Annotated in this window: 22 protein-coding genes; 5 read left to right on the forward strand and 17 right to left on the reverse strand. The window is 55.3% G+C overall.

Translation table 11 applies throughout. The features are described from left to right. Positions 1–3: 3 nt before the first annotated feature. On the reverse strand, positions 4–1,428 hold the full coding sequence (locus C7M51_RS11890; RefSeq protein ID WP_160621984.1) for a sensor histidine kinase: 1,425 nt from the start codon (positions 1,426–1,428) through the stop codon (positions 4–6). 623 nt (positions 1,429–2,051) lie between these two features. After that, a complete protein-coding gene (gene purL, locus C7M51_RS11895) occupies positions 2,052–5,942 on the reverse strand; it encodes a phosphoribosylformylglycinamidine synthase (protein ID WP_160621985.1) in 3,891 nt (1,296 codons plus the stop codon). 269 nt (positions 5,943–6,211) lie between these two features. Between purL and mltF the strand changes: the two genes are divergently transcribed. After that, positions 6,212–7,669: a membrane-bound lytic murein transglycosylase MltF gene (gene mltF / locus C7M51_RS11900; RefSeq protein WP_160621986.1), complete on the forward strand. Its 1,458-nt coding sequence runs from the start codon at positions 6,212–6,214 to the stop codon at positions 7,667–7,669. Positions 7,670–7,678: 9 nt separating this feature from the next. Here mltF and tadA read toward each other — a convergent pair whose 3' ends face one another. Continuing rightward, positions 7,679–8,182 (reverse strand): tRNA adenosine(34) deaminase TadA, encoded by a 504-nt coding sequence (gene tadA, locus C7M51_RS11905; protein ID WP_425281011.1) that lies wholly within the window; start codon positions 8,180–8,182, stop codon positions 7,679–7,681. 69 nt (positions 8,183–8,251) lie between these two features. Then, on the reverse strand, positions 8,252–8,887 hold the full coding sequence (yfhb, locus tag C7M51_RS11910; RefSeq protein WP_160621988.1) for a phosphatidylglycerophosphatase C: 636 nt from the start codon (positions 8,885–8,887) through the stop codon (positions 8,252–8,254). A 240-nt stretch (positions 8,888–9,127) separates the two neighbouring features. Here yfhb and C7M51_RS11915 point away from each other — a divergent pair, with 240 nt between their 5' ends. Both C7M51_RS11915 and C7M51_RS11920 read left to right on the forward strand, forming a co-directional pair. Next, on the forward strand, positions 9,128–9,967 hold the full coding sequence (locus tag C7M51_RS11915; RefSeq protein WP_141176057.1) for a MurR/RpiR family transcriptional regulator: 840 nt from the start codon (positions 9,128–9,130) through the stop codon (positions 9,965–9,967). Between the two features lie 59 nt (positions 9,968–10,026). After that, positions 10,027–10,284: a YfhL family 4Fe-4S dicluster ferredoxin gene (locus tag C7M51_RS11920; RefSeq protein WP_160621989.1), complete on the forward strand. Its 258-nt coding sequence runs from the start codon at positions 10,027–10,029 to the stop codon at positions 10,282–10,284. Between the two features lie 12 nt (positions 10,285–10,296). Here C7M51_RS11920 and acpS read toward each other — a convergent pair whose 3' ends face one another. The 11 genes from acpS to rpoE all read right to left on the reverse strand — a co-directional run bounded on the left by acpS (position 10,297) and on the right by rpoE (position 19,622). Continuing rightward, a complete protein-coding gene (acpS, locus tag C7M51_RS11925) occupies positions 10,297–10,677 on the reverse strand; it encodes a holo-ACP synthase (RefSeq protein WP_160621990.1) in 381 nt (126 codons plus the stop codon). Beyond that, a complete protein-coding gene (gene pdxJ, locus C7M51_RS11930) occupies positions 10,677–11,408 on the reverse strand; it encodes a pyridoxine 5'-phosphate synthase (protein ID WP_160621991.1) in 732 nt (243 codons plus the stop codon). Before pdxJ ends, acpS begins: the two co-directional genes overlap by 1 nt. A 55-nt stretch (positions 11,409–11,463) precedes the next feature. After that, a complete protein-coding gene (gene recO, locus C7M51_RS11935) occupies positions 11,464–12,201 on the reverse strand; it encodes a DNA repair protein RecO (RefSeq protein WP_160621992.1) in 738 nt (245 codons plus the stop codon). Between the two features lie 7 nt (positions 12,202–12,208). Next, positions 12,209–13,114, reverse strand: coding sequence for a GTPase Era (gene era, locus C7M51_RS11940; protein WP_160621993.1), 906 nt, complete (start codon positions 13,112–13,114; stop codon positions 12,209–12,211). After that, positions 13,111–13,791, reverse strand: coding sequence for a ribonuclease III (gene rnc / locus C7M51_RS11945; RefSeq protein WP_141176063.1), 681 nt, complete (start codon positions 13,789–13,791; stop codon positions 13,111–13,113). Before rnc ends, era begins: the two co-directional genes overlap by 4 nt. 131 nt (positions 13,792–13,922) lie before the next feature. Beyond that, positions 13,923–14,897, reverse strand: a complete 975-nt coding sequence (gene lepB, locus C7M51_RS11950) for a signal peptidase I (RefSeq protein WP_160621994.1) — start codon at positions 14,895–14,897, stop codon at positions 13,923–13,925. A gap of 10 nt (positions 14,898–14,907) precedes the next feature. Then, positions 14,908–16,707 carry a translation elongation factor 4 gene (gene lepA, locus C7M51_RS11955; RefSeq protein WP_160621995.1) on the reverse strand — a complete coding sequence of 600 codons (1,800 nt, stop codon included), beginning with the start codon at positions 16,705–16,707 and terminating at the stop codon, positions 14,908–14,910. Between the two features lie 238 nt (positions 16,708–16,945). Further along, complete coding sequence (gene rseC / locus C7M51_RS11960; protein ID WP_160621996.1) at positions 16,946–17,413, reverse strand: SoxR-reducing system protein RseC; 468 nt, start codon at positions 17,411–17,413, stop codon at positions 16,946–16,948. Further along, positions 17,410–18,366: a sigma-E factor regulatory protein RseB gene (gene rseB, locus C7M51_RS11965; protein ID WP_160621997.1), complete on the reverse strand. Its 957-nt coding sequence runs from the start codon at positions 18,364–18,366 to the stop codon at positions 17,410–17,412. The genes rseC and rseB overlap by 4 nt, the downstream gene beginning before the upstream one ends. After that, positions 18,366–19,016 (reverse strand): anti-sigma-E factor RseA, encoded by a 651-nt coding sequence (gene rseA, locus C7M51_RS11970; protein WP_160621998.1) that lies wholly within the window; start codon positions 19,014–19,016, stop codon positions 18,366–18,368. The genes rseB and rseA overlap by 1 nt, the downstream gene beginning before the upstream one ends. 30 nt (positions 19,017–19,046) lie before the next feature. Then, positions 19,047–19,622 (reverse strand): RNA polymerase sigma factor RpoE, encoded by a 576-nt coding sequence (gene rpoE, locus C7M51_RS11975; protein ID WP_160621999.1) that lies wholly within the window; start codon positions 19,620–19,622, stop codon positions 19,047–19,049. A 443-nt stretch (positions 19,623–20,065) separates the two neighbouring features. On the opposite strand from rpoE, the gene nadB reads away from it, so the two are divergent. Continuing rightward, a complete protein-coding gene (nadB, locus tag C7M51_RS11980; protein WP_160622000.1) occupies positions 20,066–21,685 on the forward strand; it encodes an L-aspartate oxidase in 1,620 nt (539 codons plus the stop codon). On the opposite strand, the gene trmN is transcribed toward nadB, so the two are convergent. Then, on the reverse strand, positions 21,670–22,407 hold the full coding sequence (trmN, locus tag C7M51_RS11985) for a tRNA(1)(Val) (adenine(37)-N(6))-methyltransferase TrmN (RefSeq protein WP_160622001.1): 738 nt from the start codon (positions 22,405–22,407) through the stop codon (positions 21,670–21,672). The two genes, nadB and trmN, sit on opposite strands and share 16 nt — an antisense overlap. Before the next feature lie 132 nt (positions 22,408–22,539). Here trmN and srmB point away from each other — a divergent pair, with 132 nt between their 5' ends. Next, positions 22,540–23,889 carry an ATP-dependent RNA helicase SrmB gene (srmB, locus tag C7M51_RS11990; RefSeq protein WP_160622002.1) on the forward strand — a complete coding sequence of 450 codons (1,350 nt, stop codon included), beginning with the start codon at positions 22,540–22,542 and terminating at the stop codon, positions 23,887–23,889. 228 nt (positions 23,890–24,117) lie between these two features. Here the strand turns inward: srmB and grcA are convergent, their stop codons facing one another. After that, complete coding sequence (gene grcA / locus C7M51_RS11995; RefSeq protein WP_160622003.1) at positions 24,118–24,501, reverse strand: autonomous glycyl radical cofactor GrcA; 384 nt, start codon at positions 24,499–24,501, stop codon at positions 24,118–24,120. Positions 24,502–24,735 lie beyond the last annotated feature (234 nt).

Raw genomic sequence — 24,735 nt, forward strand, 5'->3', positions numbered from 1 at the left:
CGATTATTTCCCGACGCTCAGATTAAGTTCAATACGGAAGCAGACATCCGCTCCTTCCGTTGTAATAAGATGCAGATCGCCCTGCATACGTCGCAGGCAATCTTTAGCAATGCTGAGTCCCAGCCCGCTGCCTTTCACCGCGCCTTTGCGCTGCTGGCTGCCCTGGAAAAACGGCTCAAAAATCATCGCCTGCTCCGCTTCAGGGATCGGCAGGCCGGTATTCGCCACGTCAATCCAGACCCGATCGCCATGTAACTGGCTGCGCAGCCAAATGGTACCGGATTCCCCGCCGTAATAGACAGCGTTGGAATAGAGATTATCAATTACCCGCGTCAGCAGCACCGGTTCGGCACGGCAGCGGGTGACGCGTAAATCAAGCTCCGTGTGCATATGCTTGGCACGGGCGGGCAGCGCATGCGCATCCACCACGCTGCGGATAATCGTTTCCAGATTAACCGTTTCCAGCGACTGCGGGCTGTCGGCCAGCTTGCGGTTGTAGTCCAGCAGCTGTTCAATCAGGCGCTGCAGATGACGGCTGCTACCGTCAAGTATGCTAACCACCTCTTTCTGATCGGCAGTCAGCGGCCCCACGACTTCATCGGCCAGCAGTTCAGTACCTTCACGCATGCTGGCCAGCGGCGTCTTCAGTTCGTGGGAAATATGACGCAAGAATTCATGGCGCTGCGACTCCAGCCACGCCAGGCGTTCGCTGAGCCATAATATACGCTGCCCTAAGGCGCGGATCTCCCGCGGCCCTTTAAAGCTTACCATTTTCCCCAGCGGCCTCCCTTCTCCAAGACGGTTAATCATACGTTCCACGCCTTTAACCGGACCGATAATCATGCGGGTAAACAGCAGTACCAGCGCCAGCGTCACCATAAACAGCAGCAGCGCCTGCCAGCCAAAAAACTGGCCGCGCTCAGCAATTTCTCTTTGCAGCTGCAGCCCGCGAGAAAATGCTGATTCGCGCGTCGCCTGTAGCATGGCGGTGTTGGCGCTGGAAAATTGCTCCAGACTCGCCGCCGCCGCGCTGATAGGGTTACTGTTCATGCAGTGCAGCTGCTCCAGCTGGGTTAGCGTCTGACGCAGGCTTTGCCACTGGCGCAGATCGGGCAGCACCTGTGCATGCGCGTCCAGCATCTGCGAATAGCGTGTACGCTGCGTCTGGTAAAGCCGCGCCAGCACCGGATCGCCAAGCACGCAATACTGACGATAGCTACGCTCCAGCTCCAGCGCGGTACGCGCCATCGCCTCGCTGCGGCGTACGTCGGTCAACGTGGTGCGGTTAGTGTCTGCCGCCTGCTGGCTCAGCGCCGAAAGGCTTTCCCAGGCCTGCCACGCCAGCACCAACAGCGGTAACAGCACCAGCAAAAACGCCATCAGCACCAGCTGACGCAGGGAACGGGGAAAAAATCGCCAGTTTTTCACGCATATTATCCTTTTCCTGAGTGAGGATGATGCTAGCGAACAACGAGGCGGGAGGAAAGTCCGATAAAAGAAGAACCGGTGAAAGAACAGGAGAGAAAGCAAAACGGCAGAGCCGAAGCCCTGCCGTTTTAAACGCGACGGTTATCCATCGCGCCAGAATAGGTGGTGCCTAACTCAACGTTGCGCCCGGTATTTGATAAAGCTCGCTGAGCTGTTATCGGTACGTGGACGGCAGGCACCGTTTTGTGCGTCATTCGGGAATTTTATGAAGCGCTTGACCGCATAAGCAGGGCTGTCATAAACAGATGAATGAGCCACTGCGGATATATTAGCAAACCCCATGCCAACTTTAAATAATTTTATTAATCCCTTAATTTGGCAAGATTTTTTAAAGCTAACTGAGAAATAAAGGCCAAAAATCTGCTTCGGATACCGGAAAATGTCGCCAAACGGCAACGCCATTAGCAGTCTAAATAATTTAACTTAATTATCAGTTAATTAAGTGTCGCCATTTAGAGACAGTCCAGTTCGTCATCTGTCGTAATTTCACTACAAAAAACGCACCGGAGGCCGGTGCGCTTTTGGATACTCTTATTTATCCGCGCTTCGCGTAGTTGCCAGCGTTAGCCCAGCTGCTTACGTGCGTTGCGGAACAGGCGCATCCACGGGCCATCTTCACCCCACTCCGCAGGATGCCACGAGTTGCTAACGGTACGGAATACGCGCTCTGGATGCGGCATCATAATGGTTACCCGCCCATTTTCGCTGGTAACGGCGGTAATGCCGTTCGGCGAACCGTTCGGGTTGGCCGGATAGCTTTCCGTCACCTTGCCGTGGTTATCCACATAGCGCAGCGCCACCACACCTTTCGCCTCCATCGCCGCCAGGTGTGCGCTGTCACGCACTTCAACAAAGCCTTCACCGTGCGATACGGCAATAGGCATGCGCGATCCCACCATGCCTTCCAGCAGCAGCGATGGGCTGGCGGCTACCTCAACCAGACTGAAGCGCGCCTCAAAACGCTCGGACTGGTTGCGTACAAAACGCGGCCACAGCTCACTTCCCGGAATCAACTCGCGCAGATTGGACATCATCTGGCAGCCATTACAGACGCCCAGCGCCAGCGTCTGAGGGCGATGGAAGAAGGTTTCAAACTGATCGCGTACGCGGCTGTTGAAAAGGATCGATTTCGCCCAACCTTCACCCGCACCCAGCACATCACCGTAGGAGAAACCACCACAGGCCACCAGCGCCTGCATCTCCTCCAGTCCGATACGCCCGGCCAGTAGATCGCTCATATGCACGTCTACCGCATCAAAACCGGCACGATGGAACGCCGCTGCCATTTCTACGTGGGAGTTAACGCCCTGCTCACGCAGCACCGCCACTTTAGGACGTGCGCCACGGGCGATAAAGGGTGCAGCCACATCCTCTTCAGGCTTAAAGGTCAGGTGTACATTGAGTCCCGGATCGTTATCCGCTTTTTTCGCTTCATGTTCGCTGTCGGCGCACGCCGGGTTATCACGCAGGCGCTGCATTTGCCAAGTGGTTTCCGCCCACCAGACGCGTAACGTAGTGCGGCTTTCGCTGTAGACCGTTTTTTCCCCTGCGCGCAGCGTAAAGCGATCGCCCGGCAGCGCCTGGCCAAGATAGTGTACGCAGTCGCTCAGCCCATGCTCGCCAAGCAGCGCTTCTACGGCGCCGCGATCTTCTGCCGCTACCTGAATTACCGCGCCCAGCTCTTCGTTAAACAGCGCCGCCAGCGTATCCGCGCCCAGCGCGGCGATATCGGCATCAATACCGCAATGACCGGCAAATGCCATCTCTGCCAGCGTCACCAGCAGGCCGCCGTCGGAGCGATCATGGTAGGCCAACAGTTTGCCCGCCTTCACCAGCGCCTGCATGGCGTTAAAGAAGCCTGCCAGCTGCTGAACGTCCCGCACATCGGCCGGTTGATCGCCCAGCTGACGGAACACCTGCGCCAGCGCGGTAGCACCGAGCGCGTTGCGTCCTTTGCCGAGATCGATTAGCAGCAGCGCATTTTCCCGATCCGCCTGTAGCTGCGGAGTAACGGTGCGGCGCACATCTTCCACGCGCGCAAAGGCGGTAATCACCAGCGACAGCGGCGCGGTGATTTCACGCTGTTCGTTGCCTTGCTGCCAGCGGGTTTTCATCGACATCGAATCTTTACCCACCGGGATAGTCAGACCCAGCGCCGGACAGAGCTCTTCGCCCACCGCCTTAACCGCTTCATACAGGCCCGCATCTTCACCCGGATGACCCGCAGCGGCCATCCAGTTAGCAGAAAGTTTGACGCGCTGTAGCGTACCGATGTCGGTTGCCGCCAGGTTAGTCAGCGCCTCACCCACCGCCAGGCGCGCCGAGGCGGCGAAATCCAGCAGCGCCACTGGCGCACGTTCGCCAATGGAGAAAGCCTCACCGTGATAGCTGTCAAGGCTGGCGGTAGTTACGGCGCAGTTAGCGACCGGTACCTGCCACGGCCCTACCATCTGATCGCGCGCCACCATACCGGTTACGCTGCGATCACCAATGGTGATCAGGAAGGTTTTTTCCGCTACGGTTGGCAGATGCAGCACGCGCTTCACCGCCTCCGCCAGCGTCATTTCATCACGCTGTAACGCTTCGCCCTGCGCCTGCTGACGACGTACATCGCGGGTCATTTTTGGCGTTTTGCCCAGCAGGACGTCGAGCGGCATATCAATCGGCTGGTTATCGAAGTGGCTGTCGGAAAGCGTCAGGTGCTGCTCTTCGGTCGCCTCGCCAATAACCGCATAGGGTGCGCGCTCGCGCTGGCAAAGGCTGGCGAACAATTCCAGCTTGTCTGGCGCGACAGCCAGTACATAGCGTTCCTGCGATTCGTTACACCAGACTTCCAGCGGGCTCATACCTGGCTCATCGCTAAGAATGTCGCGCAGATTGAAGCGTCCACCGCGTCCACCATCGCTCACCAGCTCCGGCATGGCGTTCGACAGGCCACCTGCGCCTACATCATGAATAAACAGAATCGGATTATCTTCGCCCAGCTGCCAGCAGCGATCGATCACTTCCTGACAGCGCCGCTCCATTTCCGGGTTATCACGCTGCACGGAGGCGAAATCGAGATCGGCATCGGATTGGCCGGAGGTCATGGAGGAAGCCGCACCACCGCCGAGGCCGATATTCATCGCCGGGCCGCCCAGTACAATTAGCTGTGCGCCGACGCTGATTTCGCCTTTCTGTACGTGATCGGCGCGGATATTGCCGATGCCGCCAGCCAGCATAATAGGTTTATGATAGCCGCGCAGTTCGCTGCCGTTATGGCTGCTGACGCGCTCTTCATAGGTGCGGAAATAGCCGTTCAGCGCCGGACGCCCAAATTCGTTGTTGAACGCCGCGCCGCCCAGCGGGCCGTCGGTCATGATATCCAGCGCGCTGACGATGCGATCCGGCTTGCCAAAATCTTCTTCCCACGGCTGTTCGAAGCCGGGGATGCGCAGGTTAGAAACGGAGAAACCTACCAGCCCCGCTTTCGGCTTCGCACCGCGTCCGGTTGCCCCTTCGTCACGGATTTCGCCACCGGAACCGGTCGCCGCGCCCGGCCACGGCGAGATCGCCGTCGGATGATTGTGGGTTTCCACCTTCATCAGAATATGGGTAGGTTCCTGATGGAAGTCATAAACGCCCTGCTGCGCATCCGCATAGAAGCGCCCAACCTCAGAACCTTCCATTACCGCCGCGTTATCTTTATAGGCGGAGAGCACGTAATCCGGCGTCTGTGCAAAAGTATTTTTGATCATCTTAAACAGCGATTTGGGCTGCGATACGCCATCGATCACCCAGTCAGCGTTGAAGATTTTATGACGGCAGTGCTCCGAGTTCGCCTGGGCGAACATATAAAGCTCAATATCGTTCGGGTTGCGCCCCAGTTTGCTAAACGCCGCCAGCAGGTAATCAATCTCATCGTCTGCCAGCGCCAGGCCCAGCTTCTGATTTGCCTCTTCCAGCGCGCTACGCCCCTGCGTCAGGATATCGACGCTTTGCAGCGGCTGCGGCGGCTGTTGGGCAAATAATATCTCCGCCTCGGCCAGATCGCTGAAGACCGTCTCCATCATGCGATCGTGTAATAACGCAGCCAGCTGTGACCACTGTGCTTCGCTCAGCTGCGGTGCCTGAATATAGAACGCCAGCCCGCGCTCCAGGCGACGAACCTGCGCCAAATCGCAGTTGTGGGCGATATCGGTCGCTTTGGAAGACCAGGGAGAGATGGTGCCCGGACGAGGCGTAACCAGCAGCAAACGCCCTTGCGGTGCATGTTCGGCGAGAGAAGGACCGTATTTCAGCAGACGTTGCAGACGGGATTTTTCTTCCGCGTTCAGCGGCGTACTGACATCGGCAAAATGGACGTACTCGGCGTAAATATCACTCACCGGCAGGTGAGCGTCCTGAAAACGGGCCAGCAGTTTGTTTACACGAAATGCCGACAGAGCGGGCGAACCACGCAGGATTTCCATCATTTAAGGTCTCTCGTCTTCGAAGCGTCGGAGGACGCTTCTTTGGGCGCAACAGGGAAAACGGGCGGTATTATAGAGAAACGGCTCGTCTAACGAAACCGTTTGCGTGGAAATTTCGATCCTGCGAAATAGCCTGAAAAGTGCACAATTTCTGCTATTAGAGTTGCTCTGTACCGCTTTGTTGCGCAAAATGCCCCACGCTCTGGGATTTTAAAAGATAACAAACGCTGCCCGAAGAGACAGAGGCCTGAGAGCCGCCGAGAGATAACTATTTGAAACGCCTAAAAATTAATTATCTGTTAATCGGACTGATTACCGTGTTGCTGGCCGTGGCGCTTTGGCCAACGATTCCGTGGCACGGTGGAGATCAGGATAAGATTGCGCAGATAAGATCGCGGGGGGTACTAAGAATTAGTACCATTAATTCTCCGCTGACTTACTACACCACCAACAATGCCCCGGCCGGAATGGATTATGAGCTGGCGAAGCGCTTCGCCGATTATTTGGGCGTTGAGCTACAGGTCAACGTGCGCCAGAACCTCAACGATCTGTTTGACGATCTGGACGATGGCAAGGCTGACCTGCTCGCCGCCGGACTGATTTATAACAGCGAGCGGCTAACGCGTTTTCGCACCGGCCCCAGCTACTACTCCGTATCCCAGCAGCTGGTTTACCGCATCGGCACACCGCGCCCCCGCAATCTGGGCAACCTGAAAGGGCGGCTGACGGTTGCCTCCGGTTCCGCCTATATGTCGACGTTGCGTAATATTAAAGAGAATCAGTATCCCGATCTGGACTGGGCGATCTCCACCGATCAGGGGCCAAAAGCGCTGCTGGAAGCGGTGGCGGATGGCGAACTCGATTATACCGTTGGCGATTCGGTCACTATCGGCCTGATGCAGCGCATCCATCCACAGCTGGCGGTAGCGTTTGACATTACCGATGAAGAGCCGGTGACCTGGTATACGCAGCGGGAAGATGACGACAGCCTGAATGCGGCGATGCTCGACTTTTTCAGCCAGATGGAAGAGGAAGGCGCGATGGCACGGCTGGAGGAGAAATACCTCGGTCACGTTGGCGCTTTCGACTACGTGGATACGCGCACTTTCCTGCGCGCTATCGACGATACGCTGCCCGATATTCGCCCGCTGTTTGAACGCTACGCGACAAAAATCGACTGGCGTCTGCTGGCGGCCATCTCTTACCAGGAATCGCACTGGAACCCACAGGCTACCTCGCCTACCGGGGTGCGCGGCCTGATGATGTTGACGCGCAACACCGCCGATAGTCTGCGGGTGGCCGATCGCCTCGATCCTGAACAGAGCATTCGCGGTGGCAGCGAATATCTGCTGCGCATGATGGAAAAGGTGCCGCCTTCGGTGCCGGAAGATGAGCGCATCTGGTTTGCCCTGGCAGCCTACAATATGGGCTATGCCCATATGTTGGACGCGCGCAGGCTGACGGAAAAACAGGGCGGGAATCCGGACAGTTGGGCAGATGTTAAGCTGCGTCTGCCGATGCTGAGCCAGCGACGTTACTACAACCAAACCACCTACGGTTACGCGCGCGGTCATGAAGCCTATAACTACGTGGAAAATATCCGTAAATATCAGCTAAGTCTGGTGGGCTACCTGCAGGAGCAGGAAAGAAAGCTGGCCCAGCGCAAAGCGCTGGAAGCCACCTTAGGTGAAGGCTATCCGGCGGTGGCCCCCGATATCGCCATGAACTAACCGGAGCCTTCAGGACGAAGGCGTTTGCTGCGCTTCCCGCTGTGCCTGGCGTAACGCCTTTTTCTGCTCGCGCCGCATGCGGAAGAAATCGCTGAGCATGGCGGCACACTCTTCAGCCAGCAGGCCATGCTCTACCTTGACCTGATGATTCATGCCGGGGTGCCCCAGAATATCCAGCAGCGATCCGGCTGCACCAGTCTTTTCATCGCGTGCGCCAAATACCAGCCGCCCGATACGGCTGTGGACAATCGCCCCCGCACACATAATGCACGGTTCCAGCGTAACGTAGAGCGTGGTATCGAGCAGGCGATAATTTTCCAGCACTTTGCCGCCCTGACGCAGCGCCATCATCTCCGCGTGAGCGGTAGGATCGTGCTGCCCTATTGGGCGATTCCAGCCTTCGCCAATAACCTTACTGCCCTGCACCAGTACCGCTCCTACCGGAACCTCGCCCTGCTCACGCGCCCGATGCGCCAGCTGTAGCGCATAGCGCATCCAGTATTCATCACTCATTTCGCTCACGGTACTCTCCAGCGGGAAAAATGCGGCGGGCATTATAACCAAACCAGCCTGCTGGCCCAATTATTCCAGCTGCTGTAGCTCGCCCTGCGGCGTGACGCGCCAGCGATGCTGGCAGAAAAACAGCAGCGGGTTATCCTGCTTGCTGTCGCTGTAGCCGCTGTAAAGCTGTAGCGGCGTACCGATTTTCTTTTCCAGCTGCACCACTTTTTCGTGACCGAGGCAGCGCAGGCTGAGAATACGCCCGCCCCAGCCGCGCTCCATCTGGCTGGCGATTAATTTTACCCGCGGTAAAAAGGCCGAGTCGTAATAGACCTGCTCCACCAGCGGCTGCGGCGAGCCGGTAATTAACCAGACATCGACATCGATGCTGCTCAAATAGTCGGTCAGCCGCTGCTGCACTACCGGAAACGCCACCACGCGCTGACGAAACCAGTGGGCGAAAGTGGCCTCGCGCCGTTTTAATGTGTTTTCACTATGCCCAAAAGTGATTGACCAGAGCAGCAGGCTCATCGGCCAGCGCGCCGCCCTGCCCTTCACCAGCAGACCGATACCGACCACCGGCAGCAACGGCAGCACCAGCAGCAAATTCAGCGGCTGACGCCAAAGCAGGTAGCGCATAAAGGTGCCGAACATATCCTGTTGATGTAAGGTGCCATCCAGATCGAAGAACACCACTCGTCGTTGCGAATCCGCCATTAAACCGCTCCCCTTCGGTAACCTTTCGCTTCAGCAATTGATAGTGTAGACAGTGACACCAGCGGCTGGCTAACGGCAACGCCAATACAATGTGAGTTGGCATCCGCTTTGATCCGCGTTATAAAATTACATAATCAATGGTTTATGCTTATTCTTTAGTGGATAACGTGTTTGCTGCATTTACCGGCCCGTTAGCGTCCCGCTTCTTTTCTCTGGTAAGTCTACTTCAAGGAGTCAGCCATGAGTGCCCTGTTACGCATCCGTCAGCTCTACCCTGGGCTGGCGCTGAATGAGCGTCGGCTGGCCGATTATCTTCTGGCACAGCCTGCTCATGCCTGCCAGCTTAGCTCACCGCGTCTGGCGCTGGAGGCTGGCGTCAGCCAGTCCAGCGTGGTGAAATTCGCCCAGAAGCTGGGCTATAAAGGTTTCCCGGCGTTAAAGCTGGCGCTAAGCGAATCGCTGCGGGCAAAAGAAGCTATTACCGTACACAACCATATTCTCAGCGGTGACCCGCTTAAAGTGGTTGGGGAAAAGCTGTTTACCGAGAAGGTTTCTGCAATTCGCGCCACGCTGGATATTAACAGCGAAGATAAGCTGCTGGAGACGCTCGACTTAATTAAGCGAGCCGGGCGTATCGTGCTGGTGGGCATTGGTGCCTCCGGGCTGGTAGCGAAAGATTTCTCCTGGAAGCTGATGAAAATCGGTATCAGCGCCGTCGCTGAACAGGATATGCATGCGCTGTTAGCCAGCGTACAGGCGCTGCGCGCTGGCGATCTGCTGCTGGCGATCTCTTACAGCGGCGAGCGGCGCGAGATCAATCTGGCCGCGCAGGAAGCAGCGCGTGTTGGTGCCTGGGTGCTGGCTTTCACCGGATTTACGCCGAATACACTCCAGCAGTGCGCCACCCACTGTCTTTATACCGTTGCGGAGGAACAGAGTACCCGCAGCGCGGCAATCTCATCGACCTCTGCTCAGCTGGCGCTGACCGATTTGCTGTTTATGGCGCTGGTACAGCAGGACGCGGAGCGCGCCTCCAGCTATATTCGCCACAGCGAGGCACTGGTAAAAAAACTGGTATGATCTGTCGTCGGGCGTATAATGGCCGCGCTTTACGTTATTCAGGCGGGACCGGAAACATCATGGCGTTATTGATTACCAAAAAATGTATTAACTGCGATATGTGCGAGCCGGAGTGCCCGAACCAGGCGATATCGATGGGCGATGAAATCTATATGATCGATCCCTGGCTTTGCACTGAATGCGTAGGCCATTATGATACCCCGACCTGCGTCAGCGTCTGCCCGATCGATAATACGATTGTGCCCGATCCGGCGCATGATGAAACCCGCGAGCACCTGTGGGAAAAATTTGTGCTGATCCACCACGACGCAGTGTAAGGCGTCGCCGCCTCACCCCTCGATAATAACCGTTGCGCAGGCATAGTGGCGTTCATCCGCCAACGTAACGTGTACGCTGCGCACCCCCATTTTTTCCGCCTGCTCCGCCGCCTGCTGAAAGAAACGCAGCCCCGGCTTGCCGAGCGCATCGTTGTAGACCTCAAACTGATTGAACGCCAGCCCGCCGCGAATGCCGGTGCCGAACGCTTTCGCCGCCGCTTCTTTAACGGCGAAGCGTTTTGCCAGAAAGCGCACCGGCTGCTGATGCGCCTGGTACTGCTGCCACTCATTTTCGCTGAGCACGCGACGCGCCAGCCGATCGCCCGAACGGGAAATCACCCCTTCGATGCGCTCGATCTCAACGATATCGGTGCCCAGCCCAAGAATGGCCATTAGCGACGCGCTTCCCGCATCAGCAGCTTCATCTCTTTTACCGCCTCAGCCAGCCCGCTCATCAGCGCACGTCCGATAATCGCGTGACCGATATTCAGCTCATGCATTTCCGGCAGCACGGCGATTGGTTGTACGTTATGATAGGTCAGACCGTGTCCGGCATTGACCTTTAACCCTTTCGCCGCTGCATAGCGGGCCGCATGCGCGATGCGCGCCAGCTCGGCCTCGCGAACGCTGTCTTCTTCTGCATCGGCGTAGGCACCGGTGTGGATCTCAATAAAGGGTGCGCCTGAAGCTACGGCGGCATCAATCTGTTGCTCATCGGCATCAATAAACAGCGATACCTGAATACCCGCTGCGCTCAGGCGTTTTACCGCCGCGCTGACTTTTTCCAGCTGTCCCGCCACGTCCAGCCCACCTTCGGTGGTGACTTCCTGGCGTTTTTCCGGTACCAGGCAGCAGAAATGCGGCTTCAGCTCGCAGGCGATATCGACCATCTCGTCGGTCACCGCCATCTCCAGATTCATGCGCGTCTCAATGGTCTGGCGCAGCAGACGCACGTCACGATCGGTAATATGACGGCGATCTTCTCGCAGATGCACGGTAATGCCGTCCGCGCCCGCCTGTTCAGCGACGAAAGCAGCCTGTACCGGATCGGGGTAATGGGTGCCGCGTGCGTTACGCACCGTGGCGATATGATCGATATTGACGCCTAATAACAGTTCAGCCATGACAAAACCTCAAATGTAGCAATAATTCAGGCAGCGGCGCCTGCGCGCGCTGGGTTTACGCCTGGTTATCTTCCGCCGCGCCAGTTCGTTTTTTAGGGATGAACTGACGAAAGAGCTCCTGGCTTTTTAACGGCTTACCGCCCAGCCAGGGTTTTAGCGCCATACGGGTAAAGCGTTTCGCGGCACGTAAGGTATCGCCGTCGGGAAACTCTCGCTCATAAAGCGCCCGCAGCTGTCGTCCGGTAAAGCTGCGCTGGTTAACAACCAGGCTGGCAATAAAGCCTTTTTCTTCACGATAGCTATAGGTCATACCATCTTCGATCTCTTCGCCGGTTCCCGCGCAGTGAAGAAAATCAACGCCATAACCCATATGTCCAAGTAGCGCCAGTTCGAAACGACGCAGCGCGGGTTCCGGGCTGCCGTTGGCCTGCGCCAGCGCCTGAATGCAGTGAAGATAATCGAAGAAGAGTTCAGGGAAAGGAGTTTCGTGCTGTAACACACGCGCCAGCAGCTCGTTGACATAGAGGCCGCAGTAGAGAGCAGTGCCGTTCAGCGGCAACGCCAGCGACACCGCTTCGACATTACGCAGCGTCTTGACCTCGCCGCGCCCGCCCCAGCGAACCAGCAGCGGCGTAAAAGGCTGTAGCGCCCCCTTAAGATGGGAGCGTTTGGAACGCGCCCCTTTGGAGATAACGCGTACCCGCCCAAGGCTCTCCGTGAAGAGATCCAGCATCAAACTGGTTTCGCTCCACGGACGCCCGTGCAGAACAAAAGCGCGCTGCCAGCCTTCCATTCAGCAATCAGAGATCGTCAACGTAGCCCAGACTACGCAGCGCACGCTCATCATCTGCCCAGCCGGACTTCACTTTCACCCACAGTTCAAGATGCACTTTCACCTCGAACAGCTCTTCCATATCCTTACGCGCTTCAATACCGATGGTTTTGATTTTGGCACCTTTGTTGCCAATCACCATCTTTTTCTGGCCTTCACGCTCAACCAGAATCAGGCCATTAATATCGTAGCCGCCGCGCTCGTTCGTGACGAAGCGTTCAATTTCCACCGTCACCGAATAGGGCAGCTCGGCACCGAGGAAGCGCATCAGCTTCTCACGGATAATTTCCGAGGCCATAAAACGCTGGGAACGATCGGTAATATAATCTTCAGGGAAGTGATGATCCGCTACCGGCAGACGCTTACGCACGATCGCTGCTATCGTATCAACATTCTTCCCGCTTTCTGCGGAGATCGGCACCACATCCATAAAATCCATCTGCTGGCTAAGGAACTGCATATGCGGCAGCAGGATCGATTTATCGGTAATGTTATCAACCTTATTGATCGCCAACAGCACCGGCACCTTGTTCTCTTTCAGCTTATTGAGCACCATCTCATCATCGGCGGTCCAGCGCGTGCCTTCCACCACAAAGATAATGAGCTCAACGTCACCGATAGAACTGCTGGCGGCACGGTTCATCAAACGGTTGATAGCGCGCTTCTCTTCGATATGCAGGCCGGGCGTATCAACGTAAATCGCCTGATACGCGCCTTCGGTATGGATACCCATAATGCGATGGCGCGTGGTTTGCGGTTTACGTGAGGTAATGGAAACCTTCTGCCCCAGTAGCTGGTTCAGCAGCGTCGATTTACCCACGTTCGGGCGGCCAACTATCGCAATAAAGCCGCAGTGCATTTCTTGTTCGCTCATTCGAGTCCTAGCTTAATCAGCGCCTGTTCAGCCGCTGCCTGTTCAGCTTTGCGACGGCTCGATCCGGTGCCCACCACCGGTTCCGCCATGCCGCTCACCTGACAGTGAATGGTAAATTCCTGGTCATGCGCTTCGCCACGCACCTGCACGACCAGATAGGAAGGCAGCGGCAGATGGCGGCCCTGCAAATACTCTTGCAGACGCGTTTTTGGATCTTTCTGTTTATCGCCCGGGCTGATCTGATCGAGGCGACTCTGATACCAGCTAAGGATCAGCTTTTCTACCGTCTGAATGTCGCTGTCGAGAAACACGCCGCCGATCAGCGCTTCCACGGTATCGGCCAGGATCGATTCACGACGAAAACCGCCGCTTTTCAACTCGCCCGGCCCCAGGCGCAAACATTCGCCTAAATCAAATTCGCGCGCCATTTCCGCCAGCGTGTTGCCGCGCACCAGCGTGGCGCGCATCCGGCTCATATCACCCTCATCCACCCGCGGAAAACGGTGGTAAAGCGCGTTGGCAATAACGAAACTCAGGATGGAGTCGCCCAGGAACTCAAGACGCTCGTTATGTTTGCTGCTGGCGCTGCGGTGGGTTAACGCCTGCTGCAATAGTTCCTGATGAGTAAAAGTGTAGCCCAGCTTTCGCTGTAGCTTATTCGTGAGGATGGGATTCATGCGATACCAATTTCAATAATGCGTCAATTATGCTGCATACGAAACAGGGCTGACGGTAATCAACGCTAAACAGTTTCGTTTGCAGTGGCTTCCCGAACAGAGGAAGCCACCCGTTTTACAGACGGCCCGGATTAATGGATGCCGCCAATACGACTCAGGCGAACGCCCGTAGGCCATTGCCCTTCCTGCTTCTCAAAACTCATCCAGATACCGGTAGCTTTGCCAACGATATTTTTTTCCGGTACGAAACCCCAGTAACGGCTGTCAGCGCTGTTATCGCGGTTGTCGCCCATCATAAAATAGTGCCCTTCCGGTACCAGCCAGCTGGAGGGCGGGCTGCCCACCTGCTGATAATAGCTTCTGCTGTCATTCGACGCGTCTTCCCGCAACAAAATATTGTGGGTGACGTTACCCAGTGTTTCTTTACGGGTATCCAGACGAATACCGTCAGGCATACTTTCGTCCAGCGGCACCGACCAGAAGCCGCTGCTGGTGATCCTGCCACCATAGCCGCCGAAAGTCTGAATAAACGGACTCGGCTCCACGTCAGAATAGGTTATCGGTAGCGCTTTATTGCAGGGCTCTTCGCCTTTACACGCCGGTATCACCGTCAGGGTTTTATTCAGCGCATCATAGGTGACACGATCGCCCGGCTCGCCAATCACGCGCTTGATATAGTCAAGCGTGGTATCGCGTGGATATTTAAATACCACGATATCGCCGCGTTTCGGATGACCAGTAGGAATAAGCGTGGTCTGGGTAATCGGATCTTTAAGGCCGTAGGCAAATTTCTCTACCACAATAAAATCGCCGATCAGCAGCGTAGGCATCATCGAACCGGACGGAATCTGAAACGGCTCATAGACGAACGAACGCAGTATAAAAACCACCGCCAGTACCGGAAATATTGACGCCAGCGTCTCTATCCACCCTGAACGGGGCGAAATATTAAGCTGTGCTTTTTCATCCGGCGTACCTTCGGTCTGCGCCACAATCTGCGCACGTAACGCCCGACGCGCGGGCGCAAACTTAACCTTGTCGATACACCAGATGATTCCGGTTATCAACGTTGCTATCGCCAGAATCAGGGCGAACATATTAGCCATTAAATATCCCTTATTTGCTGTCTTTGCCTACATGCAGAATAGCGAGGAATGCCTCCTGCGGCAGCTCAACGTTACCTACCTGTTTCATCCTTTTCTTACCTTCTTTCTGCTTTTGCAGCAGCTTTTTCTTACGGCTGACGTCACCGCCGTAACATTTAGCCAGCACGTTTTTACGCAGCTGTTTGACCGTCGAGCGCGCAATAATGTGGTTGCCAATCGCCGCCTGAATAGCAATATCAAACTGCTGGCGCGGGATCAGATCTTTCATCTTCTCTACCAGTTCGCGCCCGCGATACTGCGAGTTATCGCGATGGGTGATCAGCGCCAGCGCATCAACGCGCTCGGTGTTGATCAACACATCCACGCGCACCATGTCGGAGGCCTGGAAGCGTTTGAAATTATAATCCAGCGACGCATAGCCGCGCGACGTCGATTTCAGCCGGTCAAAGAAGTCCAGCACCACTTCCGCCATCGGGATTTCGTAAGTCAGCGCTACCTGATTGCCGTGATAAACCATATTGGTCTGCACGCCACGCTTCTCAATGCACAGCGTGATGACGTTGCCCAGATACTCCTGCGGCAGCAGCATATGACACTCGGCAATCGGCTCGCGCAGCTCGCTGATATTATTCAACGGCGGCAGCTTGGAGGGGCTATCGACATAGATCACTTCGCCGCTGGTCGTTTCCACTTCATACACTACGGTCGGCGCGGTGGTGATCAGATCGAGATCGTATTCACGCTCCAGACGCTCCTGAATAATCTCCATATGCAGCAGGCCGAGGAAGCCACAGCGGAAACCAAAACCGAGCGCCGTCGAACTTTCCGGCTCATAGAACAGCGATGCATCGTTCAGGCTCAGTTTGCCCAGCGCATCGCGGAAAGCTTCATAATCATCGGAACTGATAGGGAACAGGCCTGCATAAACCTGCGGCTTCACTTTTTTAAAGCCCGGCAGCGCTTTATCCGCCGAAAGCTTAGCGCCGGTCAGGGTATCGCCCACCGGTGCGCCGAGGATATCTTTAATAGCGCATACCAGCCAGCCCACCTCGCCGCAGTTCAGCGTATCGCGGTCAACCTGCTTCGGCGTAAAGATACCAAGACGATCGGCGTTATAGACCTGTCCGGTACTCATTACCTTGATTTTCTCGCCTTTGCGCAGCGTACCGTTTTTAATGCGCACCAGTGAGACCACGCCCAGGTAGTTATCAAACCATGAGTCGATGATCAGCGCCTGCAACGGCCCGTCCGGATCGCCTTCCGGCGGCGGAATATCACGCACCAGACGCTCCAGCACCTCGGGCACGCCGACGCCAGTTTTTGCCGAACAGCGCACCGCATCCGTGGCGTCAATGCCGACAATATCTTCGATCTCCTGAGATACGCGATCGGGATCGGCAGCAGGCAGATCGATTTTGTTCAGTACCGGCACCACTTCCAGATCCATTTCCATGGCGGTGTAGCAGTTAGCCAGCGTTTGCGCTTCTACGCCCTGCCCGGCATCCACCACCAGCAGCGCGCCTTCACAGGCGGCCAGCGAACGTGAAACTTCATAAGAGAAGTCAACGTGGCCAGGAGTATCGATAAAATTGAGCTGGTAAGTTTCGCCGTTTTGCGCCTTGTAATCGAGCGTCACGCTCTGTGCTTTAATCGTGATGCCGCGCTCGCGCTCCAGATCCATTGAGTCCAGAACCTGCGCCGCCATTTCGCGATCGGTTAAACCGCCGCAAATCTGGATAAGACGATCGGATAAGGTGGATTTACCGTGGTCAATGTGCGCGATGATCGAAAAGTTTCTTATATGCTTCATTATGGAGGTTTTTCTGCCTTACAAATGCTGAAACTCTCGCGATGCAACCTCAGGAGAGCGTGTAATATCACAGGCGGAGACGGCCCGAATGGCGCATTGTACACGACATATCAGGGTGGTGGAATCATCGCGCCAGGAGATAAAGCAAGGAAAACGGGATGATAGCGTATTTGACATGAAGACGCGCAAAAAAAGAGCAAACGCTATGCCAGGCGAGGTTGAATCGCCCGGCAAGGAATCACAGCGACTCTTGTTCAACGCGGATCGCGTCGGGAGGCAACATAACGTTAAGAATAATCGGCTGGAAGGCTTCGCGATCGCCAAAACGCGAGGAGATGCCTTTGGCGACGATAAAACCACCCATACCGCCCAGCAGCGCACCGCAGGCCGCGGCTAAATCGCTGTGAAACAGCATCTGGAACAGCCCGGAGAGAAGGAACAGCCCTACCAGCGGCGTCATATAGACCAGCAGCGCCGAACTCAGCAGGCTGCTTTCGCGAATGCCCAGCTCTATGCGTTGCCCTGGCTGCAGCGGTTTTTCGCTGGCGATTTGCATCACATGCGCATCTTTCGGCCCCAGCTTATTGAGCATGGCGCTGCCGCACCCTTTACGGGCCGAACAGCCGTTGCAGCTGGTTTTGATTTCTGAATGCAGCGTGGCGATGCCGTCCTGCCACGCAACTACCGTGGCCCATTCTCTCATCATCGTGGCGTACCTAAGTGAATACTGTCAGCGATCCGCTTCGCTGTCGCGGGCGGTAGCTCGCCGACAATAGTAATTTCAGCGTTATTGCGGGACGCAGTTTGCACCGTTCGACGGCCGGTACGCAACAGCTGCGTGACGCTGCTTTTGTCCGCCGGACTGACGTTAATGGAGAAGCTAAACAGCCCGTCCGAGTAAAACCTTGATTCTACCGGCTTATTAATCGCTGGCAGCGCGCGGCGACTTTGGGCAATCTCTTTCATGCCCGCAGGAAGCCAAGTGGGACGCCAGCTAAAGAGCACTTTTTGGTTTTCCGGCACCGACAGCGAAGGCGGCAGATTGGCCTTTTCCAGCCCCTGCATCAGGCTGCGTACGCCATCGTCCACCGCGAAACTGACCACGCGGTATTGCTCCAGCGTTTCGCCATCGCGATCGAGCAGATCGATACGCAGCGGCAGCTTGGTTTCGCTGTCGAGCCAGATAATATAGCTGTAGCGTGTGCCATCACGCGCAACAATACGCACCACTTCACACAGCTGATCGGCAATGCGGGTACGCCCTACCGGCACAAAATCATAGCTGGAAGTCAGGCGTTTGAAATCGGCGTAAACCACCGAAGGCAACGCATCAACGATATGCGATCCGGGTAAAGAAAACGGCTCCAGTCCCGGCTCAAAATAGCTGACATCGTTACCGCGTTGAATAACTTCCCGGCGCGGCCCATCCATCTGCAATAGCTGAGCATAAACTTTCTTATCAATCACCGCATGGCGATAGCGCAGCGATTCAATACCCAGCCGCGAGACATTGATATAGGCGAGTTCGTAATTAAGGGACTGGCTGGCCTGTTCCATCTGTTGCAACAACGCCCCGGATGCAGTTTCCTGCGCCGGGGCGATAGATGAATAAAACAGGCCGCCAGCCAAAAGGCTAACGGCACACCAGAGCTGCTTCATTACTGCTGCTGAATTCCTAACGACTGATTTCCTGGAACCTGAACCTGAGCCTGCTGTGGACCGTGCGGATCGAACTGCATCTGTTCAGTATGCAGACGGCGCTGCAACTCATAATCCTGCAACATGGCATTTACCCGACGGCGCTGCTCCTGCACCTGACGGCTTGAGCTGTTGGTATCGAAGCTATCAGAGGGAACGCCCAAGCTTACCGGAGAGGCTTTGCCCATCATCGGCAGCGTATTAAATACCGGGGCCTCTGGCGATTCGCCCGTTTCCTGCGGCTGATTGTAGTGCTGAACGCCGACAATCACCGCCAGTGACACACAGGCGGCCACGCCAACCTGCGTAATTTGCGCCGCCCAGGGACGCATCTTCTTCCAGAAGGGCATTTTTTCCCAGCGTTCGGGCTGCGGCTGCGCTTCCGGGATCAGCGTAGCGATGCCGTGCACAGGTTCCTGTTCGATGGCGGCGGCTACGCGTGCAGCAATATCAATGTGCACGGTTTCGCCAATGTCGCCACGCAGCGTATCACGGATGAGATGATAGCTTTCCCAGCTTTGTTGCAGTGTAGCGTCTTTAGACAATGCGGAGATCACTTCGTTGTCCAAAGTTTCGCCATCCATTAAAGCGGAAAGTTTTTCTTTCTGCATGCCTTAGTACCCTTCCTGTATCCGTTATCGCTAACGTTGGATAAGCGGTTGAACTTTGTTATCGATGGCCTCTCGCGCGCGAAAAATGCGCGAGCGCACGGTGCCTACCGGACAATCCATAATGGCAGCTATCTCTTCATAGCTTAAACCATCCAACTCCCGCAGGGTAATTGCCATACGCAAATCCTCCGGAAGCGACTCTATGGTACGGAACACTATCTTTTTCAACTCATCAGACAACATTAAGTTCTCTGGGTTCGATATTTCTTTCAGTGCGCCGGCACTTTCAAAGTTTTCCGCTTCAATCGCGTCCACATCACTGGACGGCGGACGACGCCCCTGAGCAACCAGATAGTTCTTCGCGGTATTAACGGCAATTCGGTATAGCCAGGTGTAAAACGCGCTATCGCCACGAAAAGAATCCAGTGCGCGATAGGCTTTGATAAAAGATTCCTGTACCACATCCGGTACGTCGCCTGACGGAACGTAACGTGAAACCAGGCTCGCCACTTTATGCTGGTAACGAACAACCAGTAAATTGAATGACTTCTGATCTCCTTTCTGTACCCGCTCAACGAGAATCTGATCCGTTAATTGCTCGCTCATCCGAGGTAATGTCTCCCCAAATCATTCTCCACGCGTAAATGAACCACCAGCAATCACTCAACTTTATGAGCAAGCTCTCATTAGAGCCGGTCATAAGACAATAGTTCAGTTACGTCACTTTTTTGTTACGTCACCGGGTTTTACACGTCAGGATTATTGAGCATGCCAGAAATAGTGTACGCCGCTGCTGTGTTTGTTCATAGTAAACCGGTTACCGGGCGTAAGCCCGCAGAGTACCTGATGCGCATGATATTTTCATCACTAAAGCGCAATTATTGTTCTTTGTTAATCATAGTAAACAAACAGGTCACCGGCATTAGCCTGTCATACCTTAAAGCTCGTTTGCCTTGCGCTGGATCGCACCTTCATCTTCTTTTAGCGCTTTTTTAATCGGCATTTTTTACTTATGCTCTGCACACCTTTTGTTTAGTAAATTAAACACTATGAGCGAAAAATCCGATTATCAGTGTGACGTTTTGATTATTGGCAGCGGCGCGGCGGGCCTTTCTCTGGCGCTACGCCTGGCAGAAACGCAGCAGGTTACCGTGCTCAGTAAAGGGCCGGTCAGCGAAGGCTCCAGCTATTATGCACAGGGCGGTATTGCAGCCGTTTTTGATGAGATGGACAGCATTGAAGCGCACGTGGAAGATACGCTGATCGCCGGTGCAGGGCTGTGCGAGCACGACGCGGTTGATTTTATCGCCCGTAACGCCCGCCACTGTGTGGAATGGTTGATTGAACATGGCGTGGCGTTCGATAAAGAGACGCAACCTGACGGTAAACAGCGCTATCATCTGACACGCGAAGGCGGTCACAGTCATCGACGTATTCTGCACAGCGCCGACGCTACCGGGCGTGAGGTGGTTACCACGCTGGTATCGCAAGCGTTAAGTCATCCAAACATTCGTATCCTTGAACGCACCAACGCAGTCGATCTTATCCTTTCCGATCGTCTTGGCCTGCCCGGTCCCCGTCGCGTGCTGGGCGCATGGATATGGAATCGCAATCTGGAACGGGTGGAAACCTGTAGCGCCCGCGCCGTGGTGCTGGCTACCGGCGGTGCGGCAAAAGTGTATCAATACACGACTAACCCCGACGTCGCCTCCGGTGATGGTATCGCGATGGCATGGCGCGCAGGCTGCCGCGTGGCGAACCTGGAATTTAACCAGTTCCATCCTACCTGCCTGTACCATCCGCAGGCGCGTAACTTCCTGCTGACCGAAGCGTTACGCGGCGAAGGCGCCCTGCTACGTCGCCCGGACGGCAGTCGCTTTATGCCCGACTTCGATTCACGCGCCGAACTGGCACCGCGTGATATCGTTGCCAGAGCTATCGATCATGAGATGAAGCGGCTGGGGGCTGACTGCATGTATCTGGATATCAGCCACCAGCCCGCCGCGTTTATTCGCGCTCATTTTCCGATGATTGATGAAAAGCTGCGTTCGCTGGGCTTCGATTTAACACGCGAACCGATTCCCATCGTACCAGCGGCGCACTATACCTGCGGCGGCGTTATGGTCGATCGCCACGGGCGCACCGATGTTAACGGGCTGTACGCGATTGGTGAAGTCAGCTATACCGGCCTGCACGGGGCGAACCGCATGGCCTCAAACTCGCTGCTGGAATGCCTGGTATACGGCTGGTCGGCAGCAGAAAATATGCTGGCTACGCTGTCACAGATTGAGCGCGTCGATCGGTTACCTGCCTGGGATGAGAGCCAGGTGGATGACTCCGACGAGCAGGTGGTGATTCAGCATAACTGGCACGAGCTGCGGCTGTTTATGTGGGATTATGTCGGCATTGTACGCACCAGCAAACGTCTGGAGCGCGCCAACCGCCGTATCGCCCTGCTCCAGCAGGAGATTGAGGAGTATTACCGCCACTTCCGCATTTCCAACAATCTGCTGGAACTGCGCAATCTGGCGCAGGTAGCAGAGCTGATCGTTCACTGCGCCATGCAGCGCAAGGAGAGCCGCGGGTTACATTATACTCTTGACTACCCTGCGGCACTGCCGGAGTCCGGCCCAACGATCCTGACGCCACCGGGCTACATGAACAGATAAAAATCCTGGGTCAGACTGCAAAAGGCAGGCGAGTAACTGCGGTCTGGCCCGCGAATCACGATACGTTCCTGTAACAGCTCACCTGAGGCGGGAGAGAATCCCAGCAGCACACGATGCGGCAGCCGCGACTCGTTTTCCGCCACATCATTGCGGAAACGCAGATGCCAGCCGTGCGCCAGCGCCAGCGAGATAAAACGCTTCCCCTCTTCTTCCGGCAGCACCACGCAGAAAAAACCTTCCTCGCTAATCAACGCCTCTGCGCTACGCAGCAGGTCGTCGTGAGTCAGGCTGTGGGTAGCGCGGGCTTTATCGCGTGCGGCGCTTGAGCAGGCCGGACCGGGCGCGTAATAAGGCGGATTGCTGACGATCAGCGAGTAGCACCGCTCCTGCTGCTGCGCCCAGGTGAGAATATCAGCCTGATGGATATGAATTCGCGTCGCCCAGGGCGACTGCGCCACATTGTCTGCCGCCTGTAACGCCGCCTCACTATCCAATTCGACAGCATCAATCTCCACCGTTTCGGCAGTACGCTGCGCCAGCATTAATGCCAGCAGGCCGCTACCGGTACCGATATCAAGGATACGCGTCGCCTGCGCAACCGGTGCCCACGCGCCCAGTAAAATGCTGTCCGTACCCACTTTCATCGCGCAACGATCGTGAGCGATAAAAAAACGTTTAAAAGTAAAGCCGTTGCCACGTAATGGCGGTTTTGATTGCGACATAATCGGGACCAGAAACAAAAACGATGCCAGCATAGGGGAAATAAGAATGGGTTAAAAGCCATAAACTGCCGACAAACAGATGAAGATCGCTGCCAATCTGTCTATAATCAGCGCCCCAAACTGAGGTAGACCATGACCGCAACCACATTTTCCGAACTCGAACTTGATGAAAGCCTGCTGGACGCTCTGCAGGATAAAGGCTTTTCCCGCCCCACCGCTATTCAGGCCGAAGCGATTCCCGCCGCGCTGGATGGACGCGACGTGCTGGGTTCAGCACCAACCGGGACCGGGAAAACAGCTGCCTACCTGCTACCAGCGCTACAGCATCTGCTGGACTTTCCGCGTAAAAAATCGGGCCCGCCACGGGTGCTGATTCTGACGCCAACGCGCGAGCTGGCAATGCAGGTAGCCGATCAGGCGCAGGAGCTGGCAAAACATACTCAGCTGGATATCGCAACGATCACCGGCGGCGTGGCCTATATGAACCATGCCGAAGTATTCAGCGAAAACCAGGATGTGGTGGTCGCCACCACGGGGCGCCTGTTGCAGTACATCAAAGAAGAAAACTTCGACTGCCGGGCCGTAGAAATTTTGATCCTCGACGAAGCAGATCGCATGCTGGATATGGGCTTTGCCCAGGATATTGAAACCATCGCCGCCGAGACGCGCTGGCGTAAACAGACGTTGCTCTTTTCTGCCACGCTGGAAGGCGAAGGCATTAAGGACTTCGCTGAACGTCTGCTGAACGAACCGGTTGAAATCGATTCCGATCCGTCGCGCCGCGAACGTAAAAAGATCCAGCAGTGGTACTATCGTGCGGATGACGTCGCGCATAAAACCAAACTGCTGGTGCATCTGCTGAAACAGCCGGAAGCGACCCGCTCAATCGTATTCGTGCGCAAACGTGAGCGTGTGCATGAGCTGGTAGGCTGGCTGCGTGAGGCGGGTATCCAGGCAAGCTATCTGGAAGGCGAAATGGTGCAGGCGAAGCGCAACGAAGCGCTGAAGCGCCTGATGGACGGTCGCGTTAATGTGCTGGTAGCAACTGACGTTGCCGCCCGCGGCATTGATGTTGATGATGTCAGTCACGTATTTAACTTTGATTTACCGCGTACCGCAGATGTCTATCTGCACCGTATCGGGCGTACCGGGCGCGCCGGGCGTAAAGGCACCGCGCTGTCACTGGTAGAGGCGCATGACCATTTGCTGCTGGAAAAAATCAGCCGCTATATCAGCGAGCCGCTAAAAGCACGTACCATTGACGAACTGCGTCCGGTTACGCGTGCGCCCAGCCAGAAGCTGAAAGGCAAGCCATCGAAAAAGGTACTGGCAAAGCGTAAAGAGAAAGAGAAGAAAAAAGAAGAAGAGAAAAAACCGCGCGTTAAGGTGCGCCACCGCGACCGTAAAAATATCGGTAAGCGACGCAAACCGTCGGCAGCAGGCCAGGGCGGTAATGAAAGCAAGAAAGAGAGTGCTGAATAAATGCACCGCCCATAAAAAAACCGCCGTTTATCGGCGGTTTTTTCGTAGATAAGAAGCTGAATAATGGCTATTGAAAAGTTATCCGGCTCTTAAGCGGACTAAAATCGTTATTTCCTGCCCGTTACGCTCTCGGTAAAAAGCACAACCATTTGTTTTATAAACGTTTACCGTAATAACGTTGGCGGTTGTTTTTTCAACTCGCCTTCGTTCAGGAAATAACTTTTTACCTTACAGGCTTTCAGTAAAGGTACGGGTAATCACGTCTCGCTGCTGTTCCGGCGTCAGTGAGTTAAAACGTACGGCATAACCTGATACACGGATAGTCAGCTGCGGATAGTTTTCCGGATGCTTAACCGCATCTTCCAGCGTTTCACGACGCAGTACGTTAACGTTCAGGTGCTGGCCACCTTCTACGCGTACCTGCGGTTTCATTTCCAGCGGAACTTCACGATACTCGAACTGTCCCAGATCGCTTACTGGCACGATCTGATCTTCGGTGTAGTCACCTTTTGCACAAACGCAGCGCGCTTCTGCTTTTTCATCATCGAGTAACCAGAATGAGTTGAGCAGCGCATTGTTATTGGTTTTTGTAATTTGAATACCTGTAATCATAGTTGCCTCCCAGGCGTACTGATGCTAACGCCGTTGTTGGCGTCAGGTTTGCGTTTAAAAAACATCCGGCTCTTTATATACCAACGCCCGCCCGCGCTAACTTTGACCCAGGTCAATAAAATCCTCCAACGCAAATTGGCGCTGAAGCTAAATTTTTGTTTTAAATCAAATTTCACCTTTTAATTATTTTTGTAAATTTTCAATTTTTTTTAAAGGCTTGCTCGCTGGCGTAGA

Origin of the sequence: Mixta intestinalis (assembly GCF_009914055.1) — a bacterium.
In the GTDB taxonomy this organism is placed as follows: domain Bacteria; phylum Pseudomonadota; class Gammaproteobacteria; order Enterobacterales; family Enterobacteriaceae; genus Mixta; species Mixta intestinalis.

Bases quoted from the DNA above. Each gene is read 5' to 3' on its own strand.
- trmN (WP_160622001.1), bottom strand. From the start codon at position 22,407: ATGTCGCAATCAAAACCGCCATTACGTGGCAACGGCTTTACTTTTAAA.
- era (WP_160621993.1), bottom strand. From the start codon at position 13,114: ATGAGCGAACAAGAAATGCACTGCGGCTTTATTGCGATAGTTGGCCGC.
- yfhb (WP_160621988.1), bottom strand. From the start codon at position 8,887: ATGGCGGATTCGCAACGACGAGTGGTGTTCTTCGATCTGGATGGCACC.
- purL (WP_160621985.1), bottom strand. From the start codon at position 5,942: ATGATGGAAATCCTGCGTGGTTCGCCCGCTCTGTCGGCATTTCGTGTA.
- acpS (WP_160621990.1), bottom strand. From the start codon at position 10,677: ATGGCCATTCTTGGGCTGGGCACCGATATCGTTGAGATCGAGCGCATC.
- pdxJ (WP_160621991.1), bottom strand. From the start codon at position 11,408: ATGGCTGAACTGTTATTAGGCGTCAATATCGATCATATCGCCACGGTG.
- rnc (WP_141176063.1), bottom strand. From the start codon at position 13,791: ATGAATCCCATCCTCACGAATAAGCTACAGCGAAAGCTGGGCTACACT.
- lepA (WP_160621995.1), bottom strand. From the start codon at position 16,707: ATGAAGCATATAAGAAACTTTTCGATCATCGCGCACATTGACCACGGT.
- grcA (WP_160622003.1), bottom strand. From the start codon at position 24,501: ATGATTACAGGTATTCAAATTACAAAAACCAATAACAATGCGCTGCTC.
- rseA (WP_160621998.1), bottom strand. From the start codon at position 19,016: ATGCAGAAAGAAAAACTTTCCGCTTTAATGGATGGCGAAACTTTGGAC.
- C7M51_RS11920 (WP_160621989.1), top strand. From the start codon at position 10,027: ATGGCGTTATTGATTACCAAAAAATGTATTAACTGCGATATGTGCGAG.
- nadB (WP_160622000.1), top strand. From the start codon at position 20,066: ATGAGCGAAAAATCCGATTATCAGTGTGACGTTTTGATTATTGGCAGC.
- rseC (WP_160621996.1), bottom strand. From the start codon at position 17,413: ATGATGAGAGAATGGGCCACGGTAGTTGCGTGGCAGGACGGCATCGCC.
- tadA (WP_425281011.1), bottom strand. From the start codon at position 8,182: ATGAGTGATGAATACTGGATGCGCTATGCGCTACAGCTGGCGCATCGG.
- rseB (WP_160621997.1), bottom strand. From the start codon at position 18,366: ATGAAGCAGCTCTGGTGTGCCGTTAGCCTTTTGGCTGGCGGCCTGTTT.
- rpoE (WP_160621999.1), bottom strand. From the start codon at position 19,622: ATGAGCGAGCAATTAACGGATCAGATTCTCGTTGAGCGGGTACAGAAA.
- lepB (WP_160621994.1), bottom strand. From the start codon at position 14,897: ATGGCTAATATGTTCGCCCTGATTCTGGCGATAGCAACGTTGATAACC.
- srmB (WP_160622002.1), top strand. From the start codon at position 22,540: ATGACCGCAACCACATTTTCCGAACTCGAACTTGATGAAAGCCTGCTG.
- recO (WP_160621992.1), bottom strand. From the start codon at position 12,201: ATGGAAGGCTGGCAGCGCGCTTTTGTTCTGCACGGGCGTCCGTGGAGC.
- C7M51_RS11915 (WP_141176057.1), top strand. From the start codon at position 9,128: ATGAGTGCCCTGTTACGCATCCGTCAGCTCTACCCTGGGCTGGCGCTG.